The organism is Pelagerythrobacter sp., from assembly GCF_041912895.1.
GTDB lineage: Bacteria > Pseudomonadota > Alphaproteobacteria > Sphingomonadales > Sphingomonadaceae > Pelagerythrobacter.
Genome location: NZ_JAYSGI010000001.1, coordinates 732,458 through 750,465 on the forward strand (window position 1 = coordinate 732,458; position 18,008 = coordinate 750,465).

Annotated in this window: 15 protein-coding genes and 1 tRNA gene; 9 read left to right on the forward strand and 7 right to left on the reverse strand. The window is 65.7% G+C overall.

Annotated features, from left to right (window positions below; genetic code table 11):
* Window positions 1-7: 7 nt before the first annotated feature.
* Genes ACE3QC_RS03690 through ACE3QC_RS03700 form a run of 3 tightly spaced genes read left to right on the forward strand, consistent with a single transcriptional unit; the run spans window position 8 to window position 3,179 of the window.
* Complete coding sequence (locus tag ACE3QC_RS03690; protein WP_374405758.1) at window positions 8-1,909, forward strand: pilus assembly protein TadG-related protein; 1,902 nt, start codon at window positions 8-10, stop codon at window positions 1,907-1,909.
* Window positions 1,906-2,493, forward strand: coding sequence for a TadE/TadG family type IV pilus assembly protein (locus ACE3QC_RS03695; protein ID WP_374405759.1), 588 nt, complete (start codon window positions 1,906-1,908; stop codon window positions 2,491-2,493). Before ACE3QC_RS03690 ends, ACE3QC_RS03695 begins: the two co-directional genes overlap by 4 nt.
* Window positions 2,490-3,179, forward strand: a complete 690-nt coding sequence (locus ACE3QC_RS03700; protein ID WP_374405760.1) for a TadE/TadG family type IV pilus assembly protein — start codon at window positions 2,490-2,492, stop codon at window positions 3,177-3,179. The genes ACE3QC_RS03695 and ACE3QC_RS03700 overlap by 4 nt, the downstream gene beginning before the upstream one ends.
* Before the next feature lie 15 nt (window positions 3,180-3,194).
* Here ACE3QC_RS03700 and ACE3QC_RS03705 read toward each other — a convergent pair whose 3' ends face one another.
* The 3 genes from ACE3QC_RS03705 to ACE3QC_RS03715 all read right to left on the reverse strand — a co-directional run bounded on the left by ACE3QC_RS03705 (window position 3,195) and on the right by ACE3QC_RS03715 (window position 6,138).
* The gene (locus ACE3QC_RS03705; RefSeq protein ID WP_374405761.1) at window positions 3,195-4,619 is read right to left on the reverse strand and encodes a pyruvate dehydrogenase complex E1 component subunit beta; all 1,425 of its coding nucleotides are present in this window, start codon (window positions 4,617-4,619) and stop codon (window positions 3,195-3,197) included.
* A 3-nt stretch (window positions 4,620-4,622) separates the two neighbouring features.
* Entirely contained in the window at window positions 4,623-5,705 is a 1,083-nt protein-coding gene (pdhA, locus tag ACE3QC_RS03710) for a pyruvate dehydrogenase (acetyl-transferring) E1 component subunit alpha (RefSeq protein WP_374405762.1), read from the reverse strand.
* 151 nt (window positions 5,706-5,856) lie between these two features.
* Complete coding sequence (locus tag ACE3QC_RS03715; RefSeq protein ID WP_374405763.1) at window positions 5,857-6,138, reverse strand: septum formation initiator family protein; 282 nt, start codon at window positions 6,136-6,138, stop codon at window positions 5,857-5,859.
* 226 nt (window positions 6,139-6,364) lie between these two features.
* Here ACE3QC_RS03715 and hppD point away from each other — a divergent pair, with 226 nt between their 5' ends.
* The 4 genes from hppD (at window position 6,365) to ACE3QC_RS03735 (ending at window position 10,258) form a co-directional block, all read left to right on the forward strand.
* Window positions 6,365-7,483: a 4-hydroxyphenylpyruvate dioxygenase gene (gene hppD / locus ACE3QC_RS03720; protein WP_374405764.1), complete on the forward strand. Its 1,119-nt coding sequence runs from the start codon at window positions 6,365-6,367 to the stop codon at window positions 7,481-7,483.
* On the forward strand, window positions 7,480-8,046 hold the full coding sequence (locus ACE3QC_RS03725; RefSeq protein ID WP_374405765.1) for a VOC family protein: 567 nt from the start codon (window positions 7,480-7,482) through the stop codon (window positions 8,044-8,046). The genes hppD and ACE3QC_RS03725 overlap by 4 nt, the downstream gene beginning before the upstream one ends.
* A 58-nt stretch (window positions 8,047-8,104) precedes the next feature.
* Window positions 8,105-8,968: a mechanosensitive ion channel family protein gene (locus ACE3QC_RS03730; RefSeq protein WP_374405766.1), complete on the forward strand. Its 864-nt coding sequence runs from the start codon at window positions 8,105-8,107 to the stop codon at window positions 8,966-8,968.
* Between the two features lie 87 nt (window positions 8,969-9,055).
* Window positions 9,056-10,258 carry a glycoside hydrolase family 6 protein gene (locus ACE3QC_RS03735; RefSeq protein ID WP_374405767.1) on the forward strand — a complete coding sequence of 401 codons (1,203 nt, stop codon included), beginning with the start codon at window positions 9,056-9,058 and terminating at the stop codon, window positions 10,256-10,258.
* On the opposite strand, the gene ACE3QC_RS03740 is transcribed toward ACE3QC_RS03735, so the two are convergent.
* Window positions 10,255-11,307, reverse strand: coding sequence for a LacI family DNA-binding transcriptional regulator (locus ACE3QC_RS03740; RefSeq protein WP_374406636.1), 1,053 nt, complete (start codon window positions 11,305-11,307; stop codon window positions 10,255-10,257). The genes ACE3QC_RS03735 and ACE3QC_RS03740 overlap by 4 nt on opposite strands.
* A gap of 159 nt (window positions 11,308-11,466) precedes the next feature.
* Here ACE3QC_RS03740 and ACE3QC_RS03745 point away from each other — a divergent pair, with 159 nt between their 5' ends.
* Window positions 11,467-13,938 (forward strand): glycoside hydrolase family 3 N-terminal domain-containing protein, encoded by a 2,472-nt coding sequence (locus ACE3QC_RS03745; RefSeq protein ID WP_374405768.1) that lies wholly within the window; start codon window positions 11,467-11,469, stop codon window positions 13,936-13,938.
* Between the two features lie 35 nt (window positions 13,939-13,973).
* Window positions 13,974-16,601 (forward strand): TonB-dependent receptor, encoded by a 2,628-nt coding sequence (locus tag ACE3QC_RS03750; RefSeq protein WP_374405769.1) that lies wholly within the window; start codon window positions 13,974-13,976, stop codon window positions 16,599-16,601.
* Window positions 16,602-16,674: 73 nt separating this feature from the next.
* Here ACE3QC_RS03750 and ACE3QC_RS03755 read toward each other — a convergent pair.
* The 3 genes from ACE3QC_RS03755 to ACE3QC_RS03765 form a co-directional block, all read right to left on the reverse strand.
* Window positions 16,675-16,759, reverse strand: a tRNA-Leu gene (locus tag ACE3QC_RS03755).
* A gap of 53 nt (window positions 16,760-16,812) precedes the next feature.
* Complete coding sequence (locus tag ACE3QC_RS03760; RefSeq protein WP_374405770.1) at window positions 16,813-17,631, reverse strand: inositol monophosphatase; 819 nt, start codon at window positions 17,629-17,631, stop codon at window positions 16,813-16,815.
* Window positions 17,632-17,652: 21 nt separating this feature from the next.
* Complete coding sequence (locus ACE3QC_RS03765; protein ID WP_374405771.1) at window positions 17,653-18,006, reverse strand: hypothetical protein; 354 nt, start codon at window positions 18,004-18,006, stop codon at window positions 17,653-17,655.
* Window positions 18,007-18,008: the final 2 nt, after the last annotated feature.

The following is an 18,008-nucleotide window of genomic DNA, read 5'->3' on the forward strand; positions in this document are numbered from 1 at the left end:
CCGAGCCGTGGTAAACCATTCCGCCTCGAACATCGGCCGCCGCTTTGCCGGATGGCTCGCGCGCCTCGCGGGCGACCGGTCGGGCAACACGCTGGCGATCATCGCCGCGGCGATCGCGCCGATCCTGGCGATGGTCGGCGGCGGGGTCGACATGGGCCGCTCGTACCTCAGTCAGAGCCGTCTGCAGCAGGCGTGCGACGCGGGCGTTCTCGCCGCGCGCAAGCGGCTCGGTTCGCAGGCCGCCGTCACCGGCGAAATCTCCGACGACGTGGCCGAAACCGGCCAGCGGTTCTTCAACATCAACTTCCGCACCGGCTCCTATGGCACGGAGAACCGCGATTTCGTGATGACGCTGGAGGAGGACTTCGCGATCTCGGGCGTCGCGACCGTCGATGTGCCCACCACGATCATGCTGATCTTCGGGTTCGACAACGTTCCCGTGCGCGTCGAGTGCGAAGCCCAGCTCAACTTCGCTAATACCGACGTGATGATGGTGCTCGACGTCACCGGGTCGATGGCGCAGATCAACGCCGGCGACACGCTCTCGCGGCTCGACACCATGAAGGGGACGATCGAAACGTTCCACGCCCAGCTCAGCGCCGCGGCGCAGGCCGGTTCGCGGATCCGCTACGGCTTCGTGCCCTACTCGACCAATGTCAACGTCGGCCACCTGCTGCGCGACGAATGGGTCGTCGACATGTGGAACTATCAATCGCGCGAACAGACCGAGGATACGAAACATCCGAGCAAGCGCACCTATAATACCGGAGCGACGCTCGTCTCGGGCTCGATCACGACTGTTGACTACGAAAATTACAAGGCGAGCTTCACTGAGCTCAAGGGCTATCACTGCCCTTCAGCCCCGGGCAGCAACGTGACCACCCAAATAGACGAGACGGCATACAAGGAAGAAAATATCGTCACACCGCTGGAGGGGGTACGCAAGGAGTGGACCTACATCCGCACTCGCAACGGCGCGAGCTATTCGACGGTTCTCAACGACACAACCTGTATCGTGCGTCAGCACACCTATAACGACTACGTCGACACTTATAAGAAGATTGAGGAACCCTCGCTCATCAGCAAAAAGCAGTGGCGCTACGACCAGATCGAATACGACGTGGCAGACTGGCGGACAACGGGCAACGGGTGTATCGAGGAACGCGACACCTACGAGATCGCCAGTTACGACACGGTCGATCTCTCGCGCGCCCTCGATCTCGATCTCGATCGGGTTCCGACCCCTGGCGACACGGCCACGCAATGGCGGCCGATGATGCCATCCTATATCTTCGGTCGGCAACTGAAATGGGACGGCAAAGGCAAGTTCGACACCAAGGAGAAGAAGACCGGAGACGAATACGTGACGCCGGTCGGACTGTCCTCCGCCGCGTGCCCGGCGCCGGCGCGCAAGCTCTCCGAGATGAGCGCCGAAGAGCTGACCGACTACCTCGGCACACTCCGCGCCGAAGGCAGCACTTATCACGACATCGGGATGATCTGGGGCGGCCGGCTCATCTCGCCCACCGGCCTGTTCGCGGCCGAGAACGCCGACGGGCCCGGTTCGACGACCAGCCGGCACCTGATCTTCCTGACCGATGGCGAGACCGCCCCGCTCGATCTCAGCTATTCGAGCTACGGGTTCGAGCCGCTCGATCGCCGTCGCTGGTCTCCTGCCTCCACGCTTTCGCTGACGCAGACGGTGGAGAACCGCTTCGCCTTCGCCTGCGGCGAGGTGCGGCGCAAGAACGTCACCATCTGGGTCATCGGCTTCGGCGTCACGCTGAACGACGTGATGAAGGATTGCGCGGGCGAAGGGCATTATTTCGAAGCAGCCGACGCTGCCGAGCTCAACGCCTCGTTCGCCGCGATCGCCGACAGCCTCAGCGACCTGAGGGTGAGCCGGTGAGGCGGCTGCGCAATCTCGGGCGCGACCGCGAGGGCGCGGCGCTGGTCGAATTCGCGCTCGTCGCGCCGGTCCTGCTGCTTTTGCTGCTCGGCATGTTCGACATGGGCTACAACTATTACATCCAGTCACAATTGCAGGGCGCGATCCAGAAGGCGGCGCGCGATTCGGGTATCGAGGGCGCGCATGCGACGATCCCGCAGATCGACGGCCGCGTGGAAAAGGCCGTCCACGACCTCGTCGCCGGGGCGGAGGTCGATTTCTCGCGCAAGTCGTACGCCACCTTCACCGACGTCGCGCGGCCCGAAGACTACAGCGACATCGACGGCAACGGCGTGTGCAGCGGCGGCGAACCGTTCGAAGATGCCAACGGCAACGGCATCTGGGACGAGGATCGCGGATCGGAAGGCCAGGGCGGCGCGCGCGACGCGGTGCTCTACGTCGTGACGGTCAGCTATCGTCGGCCGTTCGGGGTCACCGCTCTGATCGGCCTGCCCGACACGCTCACCACGCAAGCGACGACGGTGCTGCGCAACCAACCCTACGGCGACCAGAACCTGTCGCAAACGGTGGGCAGCTGCGCATGAGCCGTGCAGGCACCCTTCTGAGCCGGTTGCGCCGCTCGGCCTCGGGCACCGCGCTGACCGAATTCGCCCTCGCCGCGCCGCTGGTCATGACCGCTGGCCTGTGGGGCGTGGAATCGGCGCACCGCGCGGTGGTGCAGATGCGCGTCAATCAGGTCGCGGTGCTCGTCGCGGACAACGCCTCGCGCGTCGGCGAGAACTCGCTGCTGGGCGAGACCAGGCTCTACGAAACGGACGTCAACGACGTGCTCTACGGCGCGCATGCGCAGACCGGGCGTGCGTTCGACCTCTACAAGCATGGCCGGGTGATACTCTCCAGCTTGGAGGTCGTGCCCGATACCGAGGATCAGCAATACATCCACTGGCAGCGCTGCAAGGGCGAACTGATGCGGACATCGGGCTATGGCTTCGAGGGCGACGGCACGGCCAGCGGCATTCCGGGCATGGGCCCGGCCGGCGAGGAGATCATCGCGTTCAAAGATGAAGCGGTGATGTTCGTCGAGGTGGTGTACGACTATCAGCCGCTGATCTCCGACGCTTTCACCCACGCCGACGATATCCACGCCACCGCCGCCTTCAACGTGCGCGACAATCGCGACCTGTCACAGATCTACCAGCGCGATCCGAGCAGCCCGGACGCGGTGGCGGATTGCAACGTTTACGACGGGGTGGCGACGATCAACGGCTGACCGCGCCGCGCCCGCTCAGACGTAGCAGACCTTCTTCACGGCCTCGACGATCCGCTTGGCATCGATCAGCGCCAGCTTTTCGAGGTTCGCCGCATAGGGCAGCGGCACGTCCTCGTTGCACACGCGCAGGACCGGTGCATCGAGGTGGTCGAAGCCTTCCTCCATGCAAACGGCGATCACTTCCGACGCGATCGAGCAGGTCGGCCAGCCTTCCTCGGCGATCACCAGGCGATTGGTCTTGGCGAGACTTTCGAGGATCGTTTGCGTGTCGAGCGGGCGCAGCGTGCGCAAGTCGATGACTTCGGCCTCGATCCCATCCTCGGCCAGCTTCTCGGCCGCTTCGAGCGAGAAACCGACGCCGATCGAATAGCTGACGATCGTCACGTCCGCGCCTTCGCGCACGATGCGCGCCTTGCCGATCGGCAGGACGTGCTCGTCGAGTTCGGGCAGTTCGAAAGTCTTGCCGTAGACCAGCTCGTTCTCGAGAAACACGACCGGGTCTTCGCTGCGGATCGCCGCTTTCAGCAGGCCCTTGGCGTCCGAGCTGTCATAAGGTGCGATCACGATCAGGCCGGGCACGCTGGCGTACCACGGGCCGTAGTTCTGGCTGTGCTGCGCCCCGACGCGGCTCGCCGCGCCGTTGGGGCCGCGGAACACCACCGGGCAGCGCATCTGGCCGCCCGACATGTAGTTCGTCTTGGCCGCCGAGTTCACGATGTGGTCGATCGCCTGCATCGCGAAGTTGAAAGTCATGAATTCGACGATCGGGCGCAGTCCGCCCATCGCCGCGCCGGTGCCGATGCCGGCGAAACCGTATTCGGTGATCGGCGTGTCGATCACGCGCTTGGGCCCGAATTCCTCGAGCAGGCCCTGCGTGACCTTGTAGGCGCCCTGATACTCGGCGACTTCCTCGCCCATCACGAACACGCGCTCGTCGCGGCGCATTTCTTCCGCCATTGCATCGCGCAGCGCCTCGCGCACGGTGACGCTGGCCATGTTGGTACCGTCGGGAATGGCGGGATCGGACTTAGGCTCCGACTTGGGCTTGTCGGGTGTGATCGACTCCTGCTCGTCCTCCGACTTTTCCGACTTCTTCTCCTTGCCGGAATCGTCGTCTTCGGAATCGGCCGTCGTGTCCTTCTCGTCGTCGCTGTCAGCCTCGTCCTTCGCAGGCGCTTCGACGTCGGACGCATCCTCGCCCTCGCCCGCGAGCACGGCGATCACGGTACCGACCTTCACGTTCTCGGTCCCTTCGGGAACGACGATCTTGCCGACCGTGCCCTCGTCCACCGCCTCGAATTCCATCGTCGCCTTGTCGGTCTCGATCTCGGCGAGGATGTCGCCCGAGGCGACCTCGTCGCCTTCTTTTACCAGCCACTTGGCGAGCGTGCCTTCCTCCATCGTCGGGGAAAGGGCGGGCATCTTGAGTTCGATCGCCATGGCTCAGTACTCCTCCACCAGAACGTCGGTGTAGAGTTCGCCGGCCTCGGGCTCGGGCGAGTTTTCCGCGAAATCGGCCGCTTCGGCCACGATCTTGCGGATATCCTTGTCGATCGCCTTCAAGTCATCCTCGCTCTTGCCCTGTTCGACGAGCGCCTTCTTGAGCCCCTCGATCGGGTCCTTGTGCTCGCGCACGTCCTGCACTTCCTCGCGCGTGCGGTATTTCGCCGGATCGGACATCGAGTGCCCGCGATAGCGATAGGTGTTCAGCTCCATCAGCACCGGGCCGTTGCCCTCGCGCACGCGCTTGAAGGCGATCTCGGCTGCGGCGCGCACCTCCAGCACGTCCATCCCGTTCACGTCCATGCCGGGAATACGGAAAGCCGTGCCGCGCCGGTGGAATTCGGTCTCGGCGCTCGACCGTGCGGTGCTGGTGCCCATCGCGTACTGATTGTTCTCGATCACGAACACGATCGGCAGTTTCCACAGGCTTGCCATGTTCATCGTCTCGTAGACCTGGCCCTGGTTCGCCGCGCCGTCACCGAAATACGCGAGACACAGCCCGCCGTCCTCGTTGTACTGGTGCGCCAGCGCCAGCCCGCCGCCAAGCGCGACCTGCGCGCCGACGATCCCGTGCCCGCCGTAGAATTTGTGCTCGGTGCTGAACATGTGCATCGAGCCGCCCTTCCCCTTCGAGATGCCGGCCTGGCGTCCGGTCAGCTCGGCCATGATGACCTTGGGGTCGATGCCGTAGGCGAGCATGTGGCCGTGATCGCGATAGCCGGTGATCACGCTGTCGACATCGTTGTCGAGCGCGCTCTGGAGACCGATGGCGACCGCTTCCTGCCCGATATAGAGGTGACAGAACCCGCCGATCAGGCCGAGGCCGTAGAGCTGGCCCGCCTTTTCCTCGAACCGGCGGATCAGCAGCATCTGCCGATAGAATTCCATCATCTGATCTTCGGAAGCGTCGAAGCTCTTCGCCTTCTCAAACGCATCCTGCAAACTGTGCAGCGCGAAGTCGGCATCCTTGGCAGCGCTCTTGCTCTTGGCAGGCGTCTTGCGGGTCTTGGCGGTTCTGGCCAAATCTCTTTCCTCGATTGTCGCGATCACCCGGGGAGGTGCGCCGCGGCACGCGGCATCGCTTGCCTATAGGCGCAAGGCGCGCGCGCGTGCAACGTCTCGCCGCGCCGATGAATACGAAATTTCCGTAGCGGCAAGCGCCGGTCGAGCGCGGCTATTCGCCCTGCGGGTCGATCATCAACACGAGTTCGTCGGGATGGACGACGTTGAAGTTGCGGCGCAGTTCCTCGCCAACCAGATCCGGGTCGGCATGAGCGGGATGCGCCAGTGCGACGCGGTTCTTCAGCGCGTCGCGCTCTTCGGTCAGCTTGGCGATCCGCGCCTGGCGCTGCTCGAGCAACCGCGCGTTCTCGCCCCACGCGAGCAGGCCGCTGGGTCCGGCGATCGCGAGACCCATGAGCAACAGCAGCAACGCCAGGGCAAGCCCTTGCGTCAACTGCTCCCTCGGCAGGGTGATCCGGTGTCCCTCTCGCGTCACGAGGGCGACAGAATCACAGTTAACGCTGCGATTCAAGCGGTTTGTGCGATGATTTGAAGAACCCGCGACGATTTGTTGGGCAATAGGGACCGCGCGCGCGCTTCGCCCGTTCCCTTCCTATCGACCCGCTTGCATTTTTCGCCTGAACTGGTTACAGTTGAAACCAATTAGAGGAGACCCGTTCATGCCCGATCTGTTCGACAATCCTGCCGGCCTCGATGGCTTCGAGTTCGTGGAATTCTGCGCGCCCGAAAAAGGCGTGCTCGAGCCGGTCTTCGAAACGATGGGATTCACCCACGTCGCGACGCACCGTAGCAAGGACGTGCATCTCTGGCGCCAGGGCGGGATCAACCTCGTCACCAACTACGAACCGCACAGCGCCGCGTGGTATTTCGCGCGCGAGCACGGCCCCTCGGCCTGCGGCATGGCCTTCCGCGTGCGCGACGCCGCCGCGGCATGGGAACACCTGATGGAGGCCGGGGCGCAGCCGGTCGAAACCGAGACCGGTCCCATGGAGCTCAACATCCCGGCCATCAAGGGCATCGGCGGCGCAAACCTCTACATCGTCGACCGTTACGATGCGGACGGCTCGGAAGAGAAACTGTCGATCTACGACATCGATTTCGAATACCTGCCGGGGGTCGACCGCCACCCTGAGGGCGCCGGGTTCACCGTGATCGATCACCTGACGCACAACGTCTATGGCGGTCGGATGAAATACTGGGCGGACTATTACGAGACGCTCTTCAACTTCCAGGAAATCCGGTACTTCGACATCAAGGGCGAATATACCGGGCTGACCTCCAAGGCGCTGACCGCGCCCGATGGCAAAATCCGCATCCCGCTCAACGAGGAAGGCGACAGCGGCAAGGGCCAGATCGAGGAATACCTGCGCGAATTCAACGGCGAAGGCATTCAGCACATCGCGCTGATCTGCGACGATCTCGTTGCGGCGTGGGACCGGCTCAAGCAGTTCGGCGTGCCGTTCATGACCGCCCCGCCCGAAACCTATTACGAGATGCTCGACGAGCGCCTCCCCGGCCACGGCGAGAACGCCGGCGAACTCAAGACCCGCGGCATCCTGCTCGACGGGACCACCGAAGGCGGCCAGCCCCGCCTGCTGCTGCAGATCTTCGCCGAGGCGCAGGTCGGCCCGGTGTTCTTCGAATTCATCCAGCGCAAGGGCGACGAAGGCTTCGGCGAAGGCAACTTCAAGGCGCTGTTCGAAAGCATGGAGCGCGACCAGATCAAGCGCGGTGCGCTCAAGGTCGAGGACGCCAAGAGTGTGGAGCCGGCGGAATGACCGAACATCCGATCAGGCTCGGCGGGGTCCACCACGCCGCCTATCGCTGTAAGGACGCGAAGGAGACGGTCGAGTGGTACGAAAAGGTGCTCGGCATGGACTATGTCAGCGCCTTTTCCGAAGACCACGTGCCCTCGACCGGCGACTACGATCCTTACATGCACGTGTTCCTCGATGCCGGTAACGGCAACGTGCTCGCCTTCTTCGAGCTGCCCACGCAGAAGGACATGGGTCGCGACGAGAACACTCCGGCCTGGGTCCAGCACCTCGCGTTCAAGGTCGGCAGCGAGGACGAACTGCTCGCGGCGAAAGAACACGTCGAAAGCCTCGGCATCGACGTGCTCGGCCCGACGCACCACGGCATCTTCAAGTCGATCTATTTCTTCGACCCCAACGGCCACCGGGTCGAACTCGCCACCGACATCGGCACCGACGAGCAATATGCCGAGTTGAAGCGCGTCGCGATGCCGATGCTCGAGGAATGGAGCCGGACCAAGAAGGCCCCGCGCCACGCAGACTGGCTGCACGAGATCGCGCGGGCCGAGCACGCGGCGAATTCCTGAGGAACATTCCGCCGACCTGCCCCGTTCCCCTCCCCGACACCGACTTTAGGGGGACGTTTTGAATTATATCGGAATTCTCGAACGGCAGCTCATGGGCATGGGCCGCACCGCGATCGAAATGCTGCCCAGCCTGGCGATCGGCGTCGTGCTGCTGTTCGTCACCGCGATGGTCGCGCGCGGCGCGGTGAAGCTGACCGGCGGCCTCACCGGCCGCTCGCACATCCGCAACGATCTCAAGGAACTGATCCAGACGCTGACCAAGCTGCTGGTGTGGATCATCGGCGTATTGCTGGTGATGACGATCGTCGTCCCGGGCTTCACCTTCGGCGGCATGGTCGCGGGCCTGGGCATCGGCGCGCTGGCGATCGGGTTCGCCTTTCAGGATATCTTCGAGAACTTCCTCGCCGGCGTGCTCATCATGCTGCGCGAAAAGATGCATATCGGCGACACGATCGAGGCCGAGGGCGTCGACGGGACGGTCGAGAAGATAACCCTGCGCGAAACGCACGTCAGGCAGTTCTCGGGTGAGCTGACGATCCTGCCCAACTCGATGATCTTCAAGAACGCGGTGAAGATCGTCACCGATCCCGGCACGCGCCGTTTTCAGTTGATGGTCGGGGTATCCTACGACGCCGATCTCGCGCAGTCGCAGCAGGTGATCCGGGATGCCGTAGCCTCCGTTGACGGGCTCATGGAAGACAAGGGCGTCGACGTGTTCGCGCGGGAATTCGGCGCCAGTTCGATCGATTTCCTGGTCCGCTGGTGGGTCGATACGCGGCAGAACAGCCTGTTCACCGTCCACAACGACGTCGTGTTCGCGATCAAGCAGGCGCTCGACGCCGCCGAAATCGAAATTCCCTACCCATACGTCACGCACACTTTCGCGCAGGACGTGCCGATAGCGGCTACCAAAACCGACTGAGCGCGCGGCGGGAGGCACGTTCGGCACCGCGATTGTCATGATCGCCGCACCCTGCCACACGACCTCCGGTCACTCGAGGGGAGTTCGGTGCCGGATTTCTTGTCCATCAGGTGTGTGGCGGCGGCTGCGATCGGCCTTTGTCTCGCAGGGGCTGCGAGCGCGCAGTCGCTGTACGTCAATCCGGATAGCAGCACGGTCGAGGCGGTCGATCGGCTGGAGGGCGAAGCGCGGCGCGACGCTCTGCTGCTGAGCCGCTTCCCCTCGGCGACCTGGTTCACCGCTGGCACTCCTGAAGAGGTCGAGCGGGAAGTTGCGCGGCTGGTCGATGCGGCGCATGCCGCGGGGCAGGTGCCGGTGCTCGTCGCCTACAACATTCCGCTGCGCGACTGCGCGCTCTACTCGGCAGGCGGGGCCGAAGGGGCGGACGAATACGTCGCGTGGATCCGCGGCTTCGCGGCGGGCATCGGCGGGCGCGAGGCGATCGTCGCGCTGGAACCCGACGCGATCGGCGTCGTCCCGTGGCATCGCACCCTCATGGGGGAACCGGAAGCCTGCCGTCCGGACATCGCCGAGCCGGACGAGGCGGCTGCCGAGCGATTTTCCTCGCTCGGCGCGGCGGTCGGCATTCTCGCCGATCTGCCGCGAACCCGCGTCTATCTCGACGGGACCGGCAGCAGCTGGCTCGCGCCGGGGGAGACGGTCGACCGGCTGGCGCGCGCCAACATAGCCCAGGCCGACGGGTTCTTTCTCAACGTGTCCAACTTCGAAAGCGATGCGCGGGTGACGCACTATGCGCGCTGGGTCAGCGACTGCCTGGCGCTCGTCACCGCAGGCGCGATCGGTCCGCGTGAATGCCCGAGCCAGTACGATCCGGCGGATTTCGCCGACGTCGCGACCTGGGGCGCGACCGACGCCGCTTACGATGCGCTGTTCGCCGCAGCCGGGCTGGCGCGCGATCCGGCTTCGCAGAAGCGGGCGATCGTCGATAGCAGCCGCAACGGCACGGGTTCATGGTCGCCACCCGAAGGCAAGTATTCCGACGCGGAGGTCTGGTGCAATCCGCCCGATCGCGGGTTGGGGCGCAGACCGACGCTCGATAGCGGCGATCCCTATGTCGATGCCTTCCTGTGGATCAAGATTCCCGGCGAATCGGACGGCGAGTGCTATCGCGGCACCGCCGGTCCGATGGACCCGGAACGCGGCGTCGAAGCTCCGCGCGCGGGCGGCTGGTTCGCCGCGCAGGCGCGCGAACTGATCCGCTATGCCGAGCCGCCCCTGACCGCCGACTAGCGCGGCGGCGGCGCGGTGGAGGCGCGCACGAGCAATTCGTGTGGATGGTCGCCGCGCGTCGCGGGCGCTTCGCCTTCATCGCCGCCCCCGGCATCGAGCGTGGCGATCAATCGGTCCACCGCGTCCCACGCCATTTCGCTGACCGGCTGGCGCACCGTGGTAAGCTGCGGCCAGGCGGTGCGCGAGACTTCCGAATCGTCGAACCCGGCAACCGACACGTCCCCCGGCACCGACAGCCCGGCATCGCGGACCGCGGCCATCGCGGCCACCGCCATGTCGTCGTTCTGCGCCAGGATCGCGGTCGGGCGTGGCGTGCGGCGCAGCAGGTCGGCGGCGACGGTGTAGCCGACGTCGTAGGTGAAATCGCCGGTGCCGATCATGTTGTCGTCGATCGCCGCACCCGCCTCGGCGAAGGCGCGGCGATAGCCTTCCATTCGCGCCGCGCTGGCCGCGTGCGAAGGATCGCCCATGACGATACCGATGCGCCGGTGGCCCAAGCTCAGCAAGTGTGCGGCAATCGCGCGGCCTGCGGCGACCTCGTCCATCGCCATCACGATGCCGCGCTCCATCGCGCGGTGCGGTGTGATCCGCGCATAGGGCAGCTTCTGCCGGTCGAGCATCGCCAGCAGATCGTCCTGATCGCAAGCGGGCGGCGCCAGCAGCACACCGTCCAGCCCAGCGCGCAACAGCAGGCGACCCAGTTCTTCCGGGCGGCTGGCGACGTCGCGGAACGGCAGCACGACGAGGCGATAGCGCGCATCCTCCAGCCGGGCGAGCGCGCCGTTCTGCAATTCGACGACGTAACTTGGGCTCGGCCGCTCATAGGTCAGCCCGATCAGATAGCTGCGCCGCGCGATCAGGCTCTGCGCGGCGATGTTGGGGTGATAGTCCAGCGCCGCCGCAGCCGCCTTGACCCGCTCGCGCGCGTCAGCGCTGACATGCGGCGCATCGTTCAGCGCGCGCGACACGGTCTTGATCGAAACGCCGGCGAGATCGGCGACGTCGACGATCGTGGATCGCTTGGAAATGGCGGTTTCTCCCCCGAAAATGCGCCCCCGCGCGGCCTGCCGGGCACCTGCCGACGCGCTTGGTTAGCGCCTCTCTTGACTTGTGTCGATGGCGCACGGTAAACGCTGTCAGATGCAACGGTAAACGTTGTCAGGTATTCAGGGAGGGAGAGGTTAGTGCTGCGTCGCAGAGCCACACTCATGTTCGGAGCAATGTCGGCCGCGTTGTGCGCCGGAATGGTCGCCGCGCCGCTGGCCGCGCAGCCGAACCCGCCGGCCGTCGCCGATCCGCAGCAGTGGTCCGCGCAGGCCGCGCCGCTGGCGCTCGACCCGGCGATCGAGCGGCGAATCGACGAGCTGCTCGCGGCGATGTCGCTCGAGCAGAAGGTCGGCCAGATCATCCAGGCCGACATCGCCAGCGTCACGCCCGAAGATGTCTACCGCTATCACCTCGGCTCCGTCCTCAACGGCGGCAATTCCACGCCGAGCGATAAGTACAACGCCCCCGCCCCCGAATGGCTGGAGGCGGCCGACGCGTTCTACGCCGCGTCGATGAAGCCCGATGGCGACCTGCCGCGCATCCCGGTGATCTGGGGCAGCGACGCGGTGCATGGGCACAACAACATCGTGGGCGCCACGCTGTTTCCGCACAACATCGGCCTCGGCGCGGCGCGCGACCCGGAACTGCTGCGCCGGATCGGCGAAGTCACCGCGATCGAGATGCGCACCACCGGGCTGGACTGGACGTTCGCCCCCACGCTGGCGGTCGTGCGCGACGACCGCTGGGGCCGCACTTACGAAGGCTTCGGCGAGACGCCGGAAATCGCCGCCTCCTACGCCGCGCCGCTGATCGAGGGGCTGCAAGGCAAAATCGGCGACGAGGACTGGCTGCGCGGCCCGCACATCATCGCGACCGCCAAGCACTTCCTCGGCGACGGCGGCACCGCAGGCGGCAAGGACCAGGGCGATGCCCGAATCGGCGAGGACGGGCTGCGCGACCTGTTCAGCCCGCCCTATCTTCCCGCGATCGAGGCCGGGGTCCAGTCGATCATGGTCAGTTTCTCGAGCTGGAACGGCGCGAAGATGCACGGCAACGAATCGCTGCTGACAGGCGTGGTCAAGGATCGCTGGAACTTCGACGGGTTCCTGGTCGGCGACTGGAACGGCCACGGGCAGGTGGCAGGATGCACGGTCACCGATTGCGCGCAGTCGGTGATCGCCGGGCTCGACATGTACATGGCGCCCGACAGCTGGAAAGGCCTCTACGCCTCCACGCTGGCGGACGCGCGCGACGGCACGCTGCCCGCGGACAAGCTGGACGAGGCCGTGCGCCGCATCCTGCGGGTGAAGCTGCGCGCTGGGCTGTTCGAGGCTGGCAAGCCGTCTTCCCGCCCCTATGCCGGCGAGTTCGAGCGGCTGGGCAGCGCCGAACACCGCGCGGTGGCGCGCGAAGCGGTGCGCAAGTCGCTCGTCCTGCTCAAGAACGCGGGCGGCGTGTTGCCGCTCGACGCCGGGGCGAACGTGCTCGTCGCGGGCGGCGGGGCGGACAGCATGACCAAGCAGACCGGCGGCTGGACGCTGAGCTGGCAGGGCACCGGCACCACGCGCGCCGATTTCCCCAACGGCCAGACGATCTGGGAAGGCATCGAGGAAGCGGTCGGCGAAGCGGGCGGCACCGCCACGCTGTCGCCTGATGGTGCCTACGCCGAAAAACCGGACGTCGCGATCGTCGTGTTCGGCGAAGACCCTTACGCCGAATTCCAGGGCGACCGGCCCGATGTCGGCTACGACGATGCGGAAAGCCTCGCCCTGCTGCGCAAGCTTCAGGCCGACGGCGTGCCGACCGTGTCGGTGTTCCTCTCGGGCCGCGCGATGTGGACCAACCCGTTCATCAACGCGTCCGACGCTTTCGTCGCCGCCTGGCTGCCCGGCTCGGAAGGCGGCGGCGTGGCGGACGTGCTGTTCGGCGAAGCGGAATTCACCGGCAAGCTGCCCTACAGCTGGCCGAAGACGAGCGACCAGACGGCGGTGAACGTCGGCGATGCGGATTACGATCCGCTGTTCGCCTACGGCTACGGCCTGACGGCAGACCAACCCGGCGATCTCGCAGCCCTGCCTGAAGACCGCGCCACGGCTGCCCCGGCAGACGACAACGTGCTGTTCGCCGCCGGGCGCGCGGGCGCCGGGCGGCAATTGCTGATCGGTGCGCCGGGCGCGCTGGCGACCAATCCGGGGCCGGAGCTGATTACGGCCGAAGGGGCCGACCGCAACGCGCAGGAGGATTCGGTCCGCCTGCGCTGGACCGGAGCGGGACGCGCCGCCGCAGCGATCGTGCAGGATGGCCCGAGCGACCTGACGCGCCAGACCAACGGCGATCTCGCGCTGGAGCTGGAGCTCAAGGTCAATGCCGCCCCCACCGCCGACGTCAGCCTGCTGATGGCGTGCGGCGAAGGCTGCACGGGTGGCTTCCCGCTACGCGGCGTGCTCGCCAGCGCGGCCGAGTCCGGCCAGTGGACGCGCTTCGCGCTGCCGCTGAGCTGCTTCGAACAGGCGGGTGTCGACATGAGCCGTGTCGAGACGCCGCTGATGCTGGTCACCGAAGGCCAGCTCGACATCACCCTCTCGTCGGCGCGCATCGTCTCGCCGTCGGGCGGCCAACTTTCATGCCAGTGAACGATCGCATCGCGCCGATCGCAGGGGAGGACAATATGACCAAGACCAAATTCGCCGGAGCGCTCGGCACCATGTTGCTGTGTTCGGTCGCCGCCGTTCCCGCCTACGCGCAGACCGCACCGGCGAACGATCCCGCAACCGAGACGCAGGAAGCGGACGATGACGATGGCGTGATCATCGTCACCGCCAACCGCCGCGAGGAAAACCTGCAAGATGTCTCCGGCGTCGTTCAGGCGCTCGATGCCGAGCAACTGCGGCAGGACGGGATATCCGAGCTGCGCCAGCTGCAGATCGCCGTGCCCGGTCTCAGCATCGCCAACCAGGAAGGCAACGTCGAGATCTTCATCCGCGGCGTGGGTTCGGCGAACAACACCGAGCTGGGCGACCCGGGCGCCGCGCCGCACCTCAACGGCACCTACATCCCTCGGCCGCGCGGGCTCGGCCTGATGTTCTACGACCTCGAACGGGTCGAAGTGAACAAGGGCCCGCAAGGCACGTTGTACGGCCGCAACGCGCTGGCCGGCACGCTGAACATCATCACTGCCAAGCCCCGGCTGGGCGAGTTCGGTGGCTATGCGCAGGCGGAGATCGCCAACCGCTCGTCATACGGCGCGGAAGGCGCGCTGAACGTGCCGCTGGGCGACACGATCGCGATGCGCGCGGCCGGGTACTACATCAACCGCGACTACGGCTTCCGCAACGTCTCCACCGGCGAGCAGGCGCGCAACCTCAAGCCCGCCGGGCTGGAGGAGAACTACGCCGGGCGTCTCTCGCTGCTGTGGGAGCCCGACGACCGCCTCAGCGTCTCGATCGTCGGGGATTACGGCAAGGAAACCGGCACCGGCTATCCGGGCGCGAACATTTACAGTGCGGTGATCGCCACCGGTCTGCGGCCCGACAAGCTCGACCTCAAGGATGTCGTCTATCGCGGAATGCAGGGCGATATGGAGAACGAGCTGTGGGGCGTTCAGGGCAAGATCAATTACGATTTCGGCAGCTTCACCGGTGAAGTGACCGGCAGCTACCGCTCGGTCGATTTCTACCAGGCGAACGCCAGCAGCGAAGGCATCGACCATCCGGGCCGCGACCTCGACGGGTTCCAGTACGACAACTTCTCGAACAACTTCTGGCAGTCGCGCTCCAAGAGCCAGGTCTACGAGGCGCGCCTGTTCGCCAACGACGATCAGCGCTTCCGCTGGAACGTGGGCGGGTTCTACTTCACCGAGGATCAGGCCGTCGGCTATCTCGCCTTGGCCGACCGCGGCTACTGCTGCTACTCGGGCACCGAGTTCACCATGCCCGACGTCGACGGTGAGAGCTTCGCCTTCTATGGCGACGGAACGTACGACGTGACCGACCGCCTGCGGTTCCTCGCCGGCATCCGCTACACCGAGGAAAAGAAATCGCGCTACGGCATCGGCGGCAACTGGGCGCTGACGCTGGGCGGTGAAGGCTTCGCCTGCTGCTTCAGCACCCGGCTCGGCACCGAAGGCTTCAAGCCCAACCTGCTCGACCGTCCGAACTTCGACGTCAGCGGGATCGACACGCTGCAGGGCCGCGCGCAGTTCCTGGTCGAAGGGATCAAGATGCCGGGCCTGCGCGATACGCTGATCGACCAGATCGGCTCCATCGCCAACGGCACCAGCCCCAACGGCACCTGCATCGACCGCCCAGATATCGACAACGGCTTCGTCGATTGCCCGGCAGACGGCGGCTTCAGTTTCGTCGAGCTGACGATCCCCGATCAGCAGATCGGCCAATCGAAGTTCGATTTCGTGGACTGGCGTGCGGGCCTGGAATTCGATGTCAGCCCGGACAACATGCTCTACGCCAAGGTTTCGACCGGGCACAAATCTGGCGGCTTCAACGACAGCTTCAACGGATCGACGATCCCGGAAACGTTCAGCCCCGAAAAGCTGGTCGTCTACGAAATCGGCAGCCGCAACGGGTTCGATGCCTTCGGGCGGCGGGCGATCTTCAACCTGACCGGTTTCTACTACGACTATTCCGATCAGGTCTTCCAGGATCTGACCTGCATCAACCTCGACGATTCCCAGACGCCGCCGGTCTGCAACGGCTATTCGCTGGTGAACCGCAACATCGGCGCCTCGCGCATCTACGGCGCGGAAGCCGAACTGCGGCTGAAACTGCCGGCGAATTACGCGCTGGATCTCAACGCCGCCTACCTCGACACCAAGGTGACCGAAGGTGTGGTGGCCGATGCCCGCGCGCAGGATTTCGACGCGGGCGGTGAATCGCCGCTGGTCAGCCTGGTGGGCAATCGCCTGCCGCTGGCCTCGAAAATGAACCTCAGCGCGCGTCTGTCGCAGTGGTTCGACATCGGGCCGGGCCGGTTCGATTGGCAGGCGCTGCTCAACTACCGCTCGTCGTTTTTCCTCAGCCAGTTCAACGAAGACGACATCGTCTTCCTCGACGGCACGCGGCAGACCGCGCTGGAGGCCGGCTTCCCCGACCGCCAGAAGGGCTTCGTGACGCTGAACCTCGGCGCGGGCTATTCGGTCGGCAACTTCCGGCTGGAGGCGTGGGCGAGCAACTTCCTGAACGAGGAGGCATCGCAGAAGGCGCTGGTCGGCTCCGCGCTCAACATCCGCTTCCTCAACGACGTGCGTACCTATGGCTTGCGTGCCCGCGTAACCTTCTGATCGCGCGACCCGGCCGCCAGCACCGCGCTGGCGGCCGGGTACCGATTACGCAGTGCCTGTACCCAGTCTTGTGTGGTGCCCCTGGCCGGACTCGAACCGGCACTCCGTGAGGAACTCGATTTTGAGTCGAGCGCGTCTACCAATTCCACCACAGGGGCTCCGGGGCGGGAGCGTTGCCGTTAGCCAGCCGCCGCCGCTTCATCAACGGGAATTACTTCAGCGCCCCTGCCAGCAGCTTGTGCAGGCGCGAATGCAGCGCATCGTTGGCGGCGAGAACCTGCTTCGCATGGATCGACTGCGAGCGGCCACGATAGTCGCTGACGAAGCCGCCCGCCTCGCGCACCAGCAGGCAACCGGCGGCGGTGTCCCAGTCCGCGAGGTCGCTTTCCCAGAAGCCATCGAAGCGGCCAGCGGCGAGCCAGGCGAGATCGAGCGAGGCGGCGCCGAAGCGGCGGATGCCGGCGACCTGCGGGCCGATCGCGGCGAAGATCCGGCTCCATTCGGCGAAATCGCCGCGGCCGCCGTAGGGGATGCCGGTGGCGATCAGCGCATCTGACAGATGCGAGCGCGAGGATACGCGCAGGCGCCCGTCCTTCAGCCATGCGCCGCGGGTCTTCTCGGCCCAGAACGTCTCGTCGGTGATCGGCTGGTAGACGACCGCCGCGACCACATCTCCCCAACCCGAGCCGTCGGGTTTCGGCTCCTGCGCCGCGATCGAAACCGCGAAGTGCGGGATGCCGTGGAGGAAGTTGCTCGTGCCATCCAGCGGATCGACGATCCAGCGCGGCTTGGTCGGATCGCCTTCGATCGTGCCGGCCTCTTCCATCACGAAGCCCCAGTCGGGACGCGCGTGGAGCAGTTCGTCGTAGATCGTGCGCTCGGCCACCCGGTCGGCCTTGGAGACGAAGTCGGACGGCCCCTTGCGGCTGACCTGGAGGTGTTCGACTTCGCCGAAGTCGCGCCGCAGACGGCCGCCCGCCTTGCGCGCGGCGCGCTCCATCACGCGAACGAGGCCGGAGAACATGGACATGGTGCTTGTGCTATCCCGTAATCAGTCGAGCGCGATCTGGATCGATCGCGCGGTCAGTTCGATCTCGCCCCAGCCGCTCGAGATATTGGCGTAATCGCCCTCGATTGTGGCAGAGTAGATATCGGAGTAATCGACATCGCGCCCGGCTTCGGGCTTCGCCTTGCGCAGCCGCAGGTCGTCGAGGTCGGCGAAGCGGACGAAGCCCTTGCGGTAGCAGCCTTCGGCCCCGTCTTCCGGCGCGGCGTAGCGCGGATGCCCGTCGAGCAGGTGGAAGTCCATTTCGAGCGTGAGCGACTCGTCGTCGTAGATCACGCCGAGGATATAGCTGGTCGGCAGGTCGATGCCGTCCAGCCTGGGATGCCCGCCCGCGCTCACGG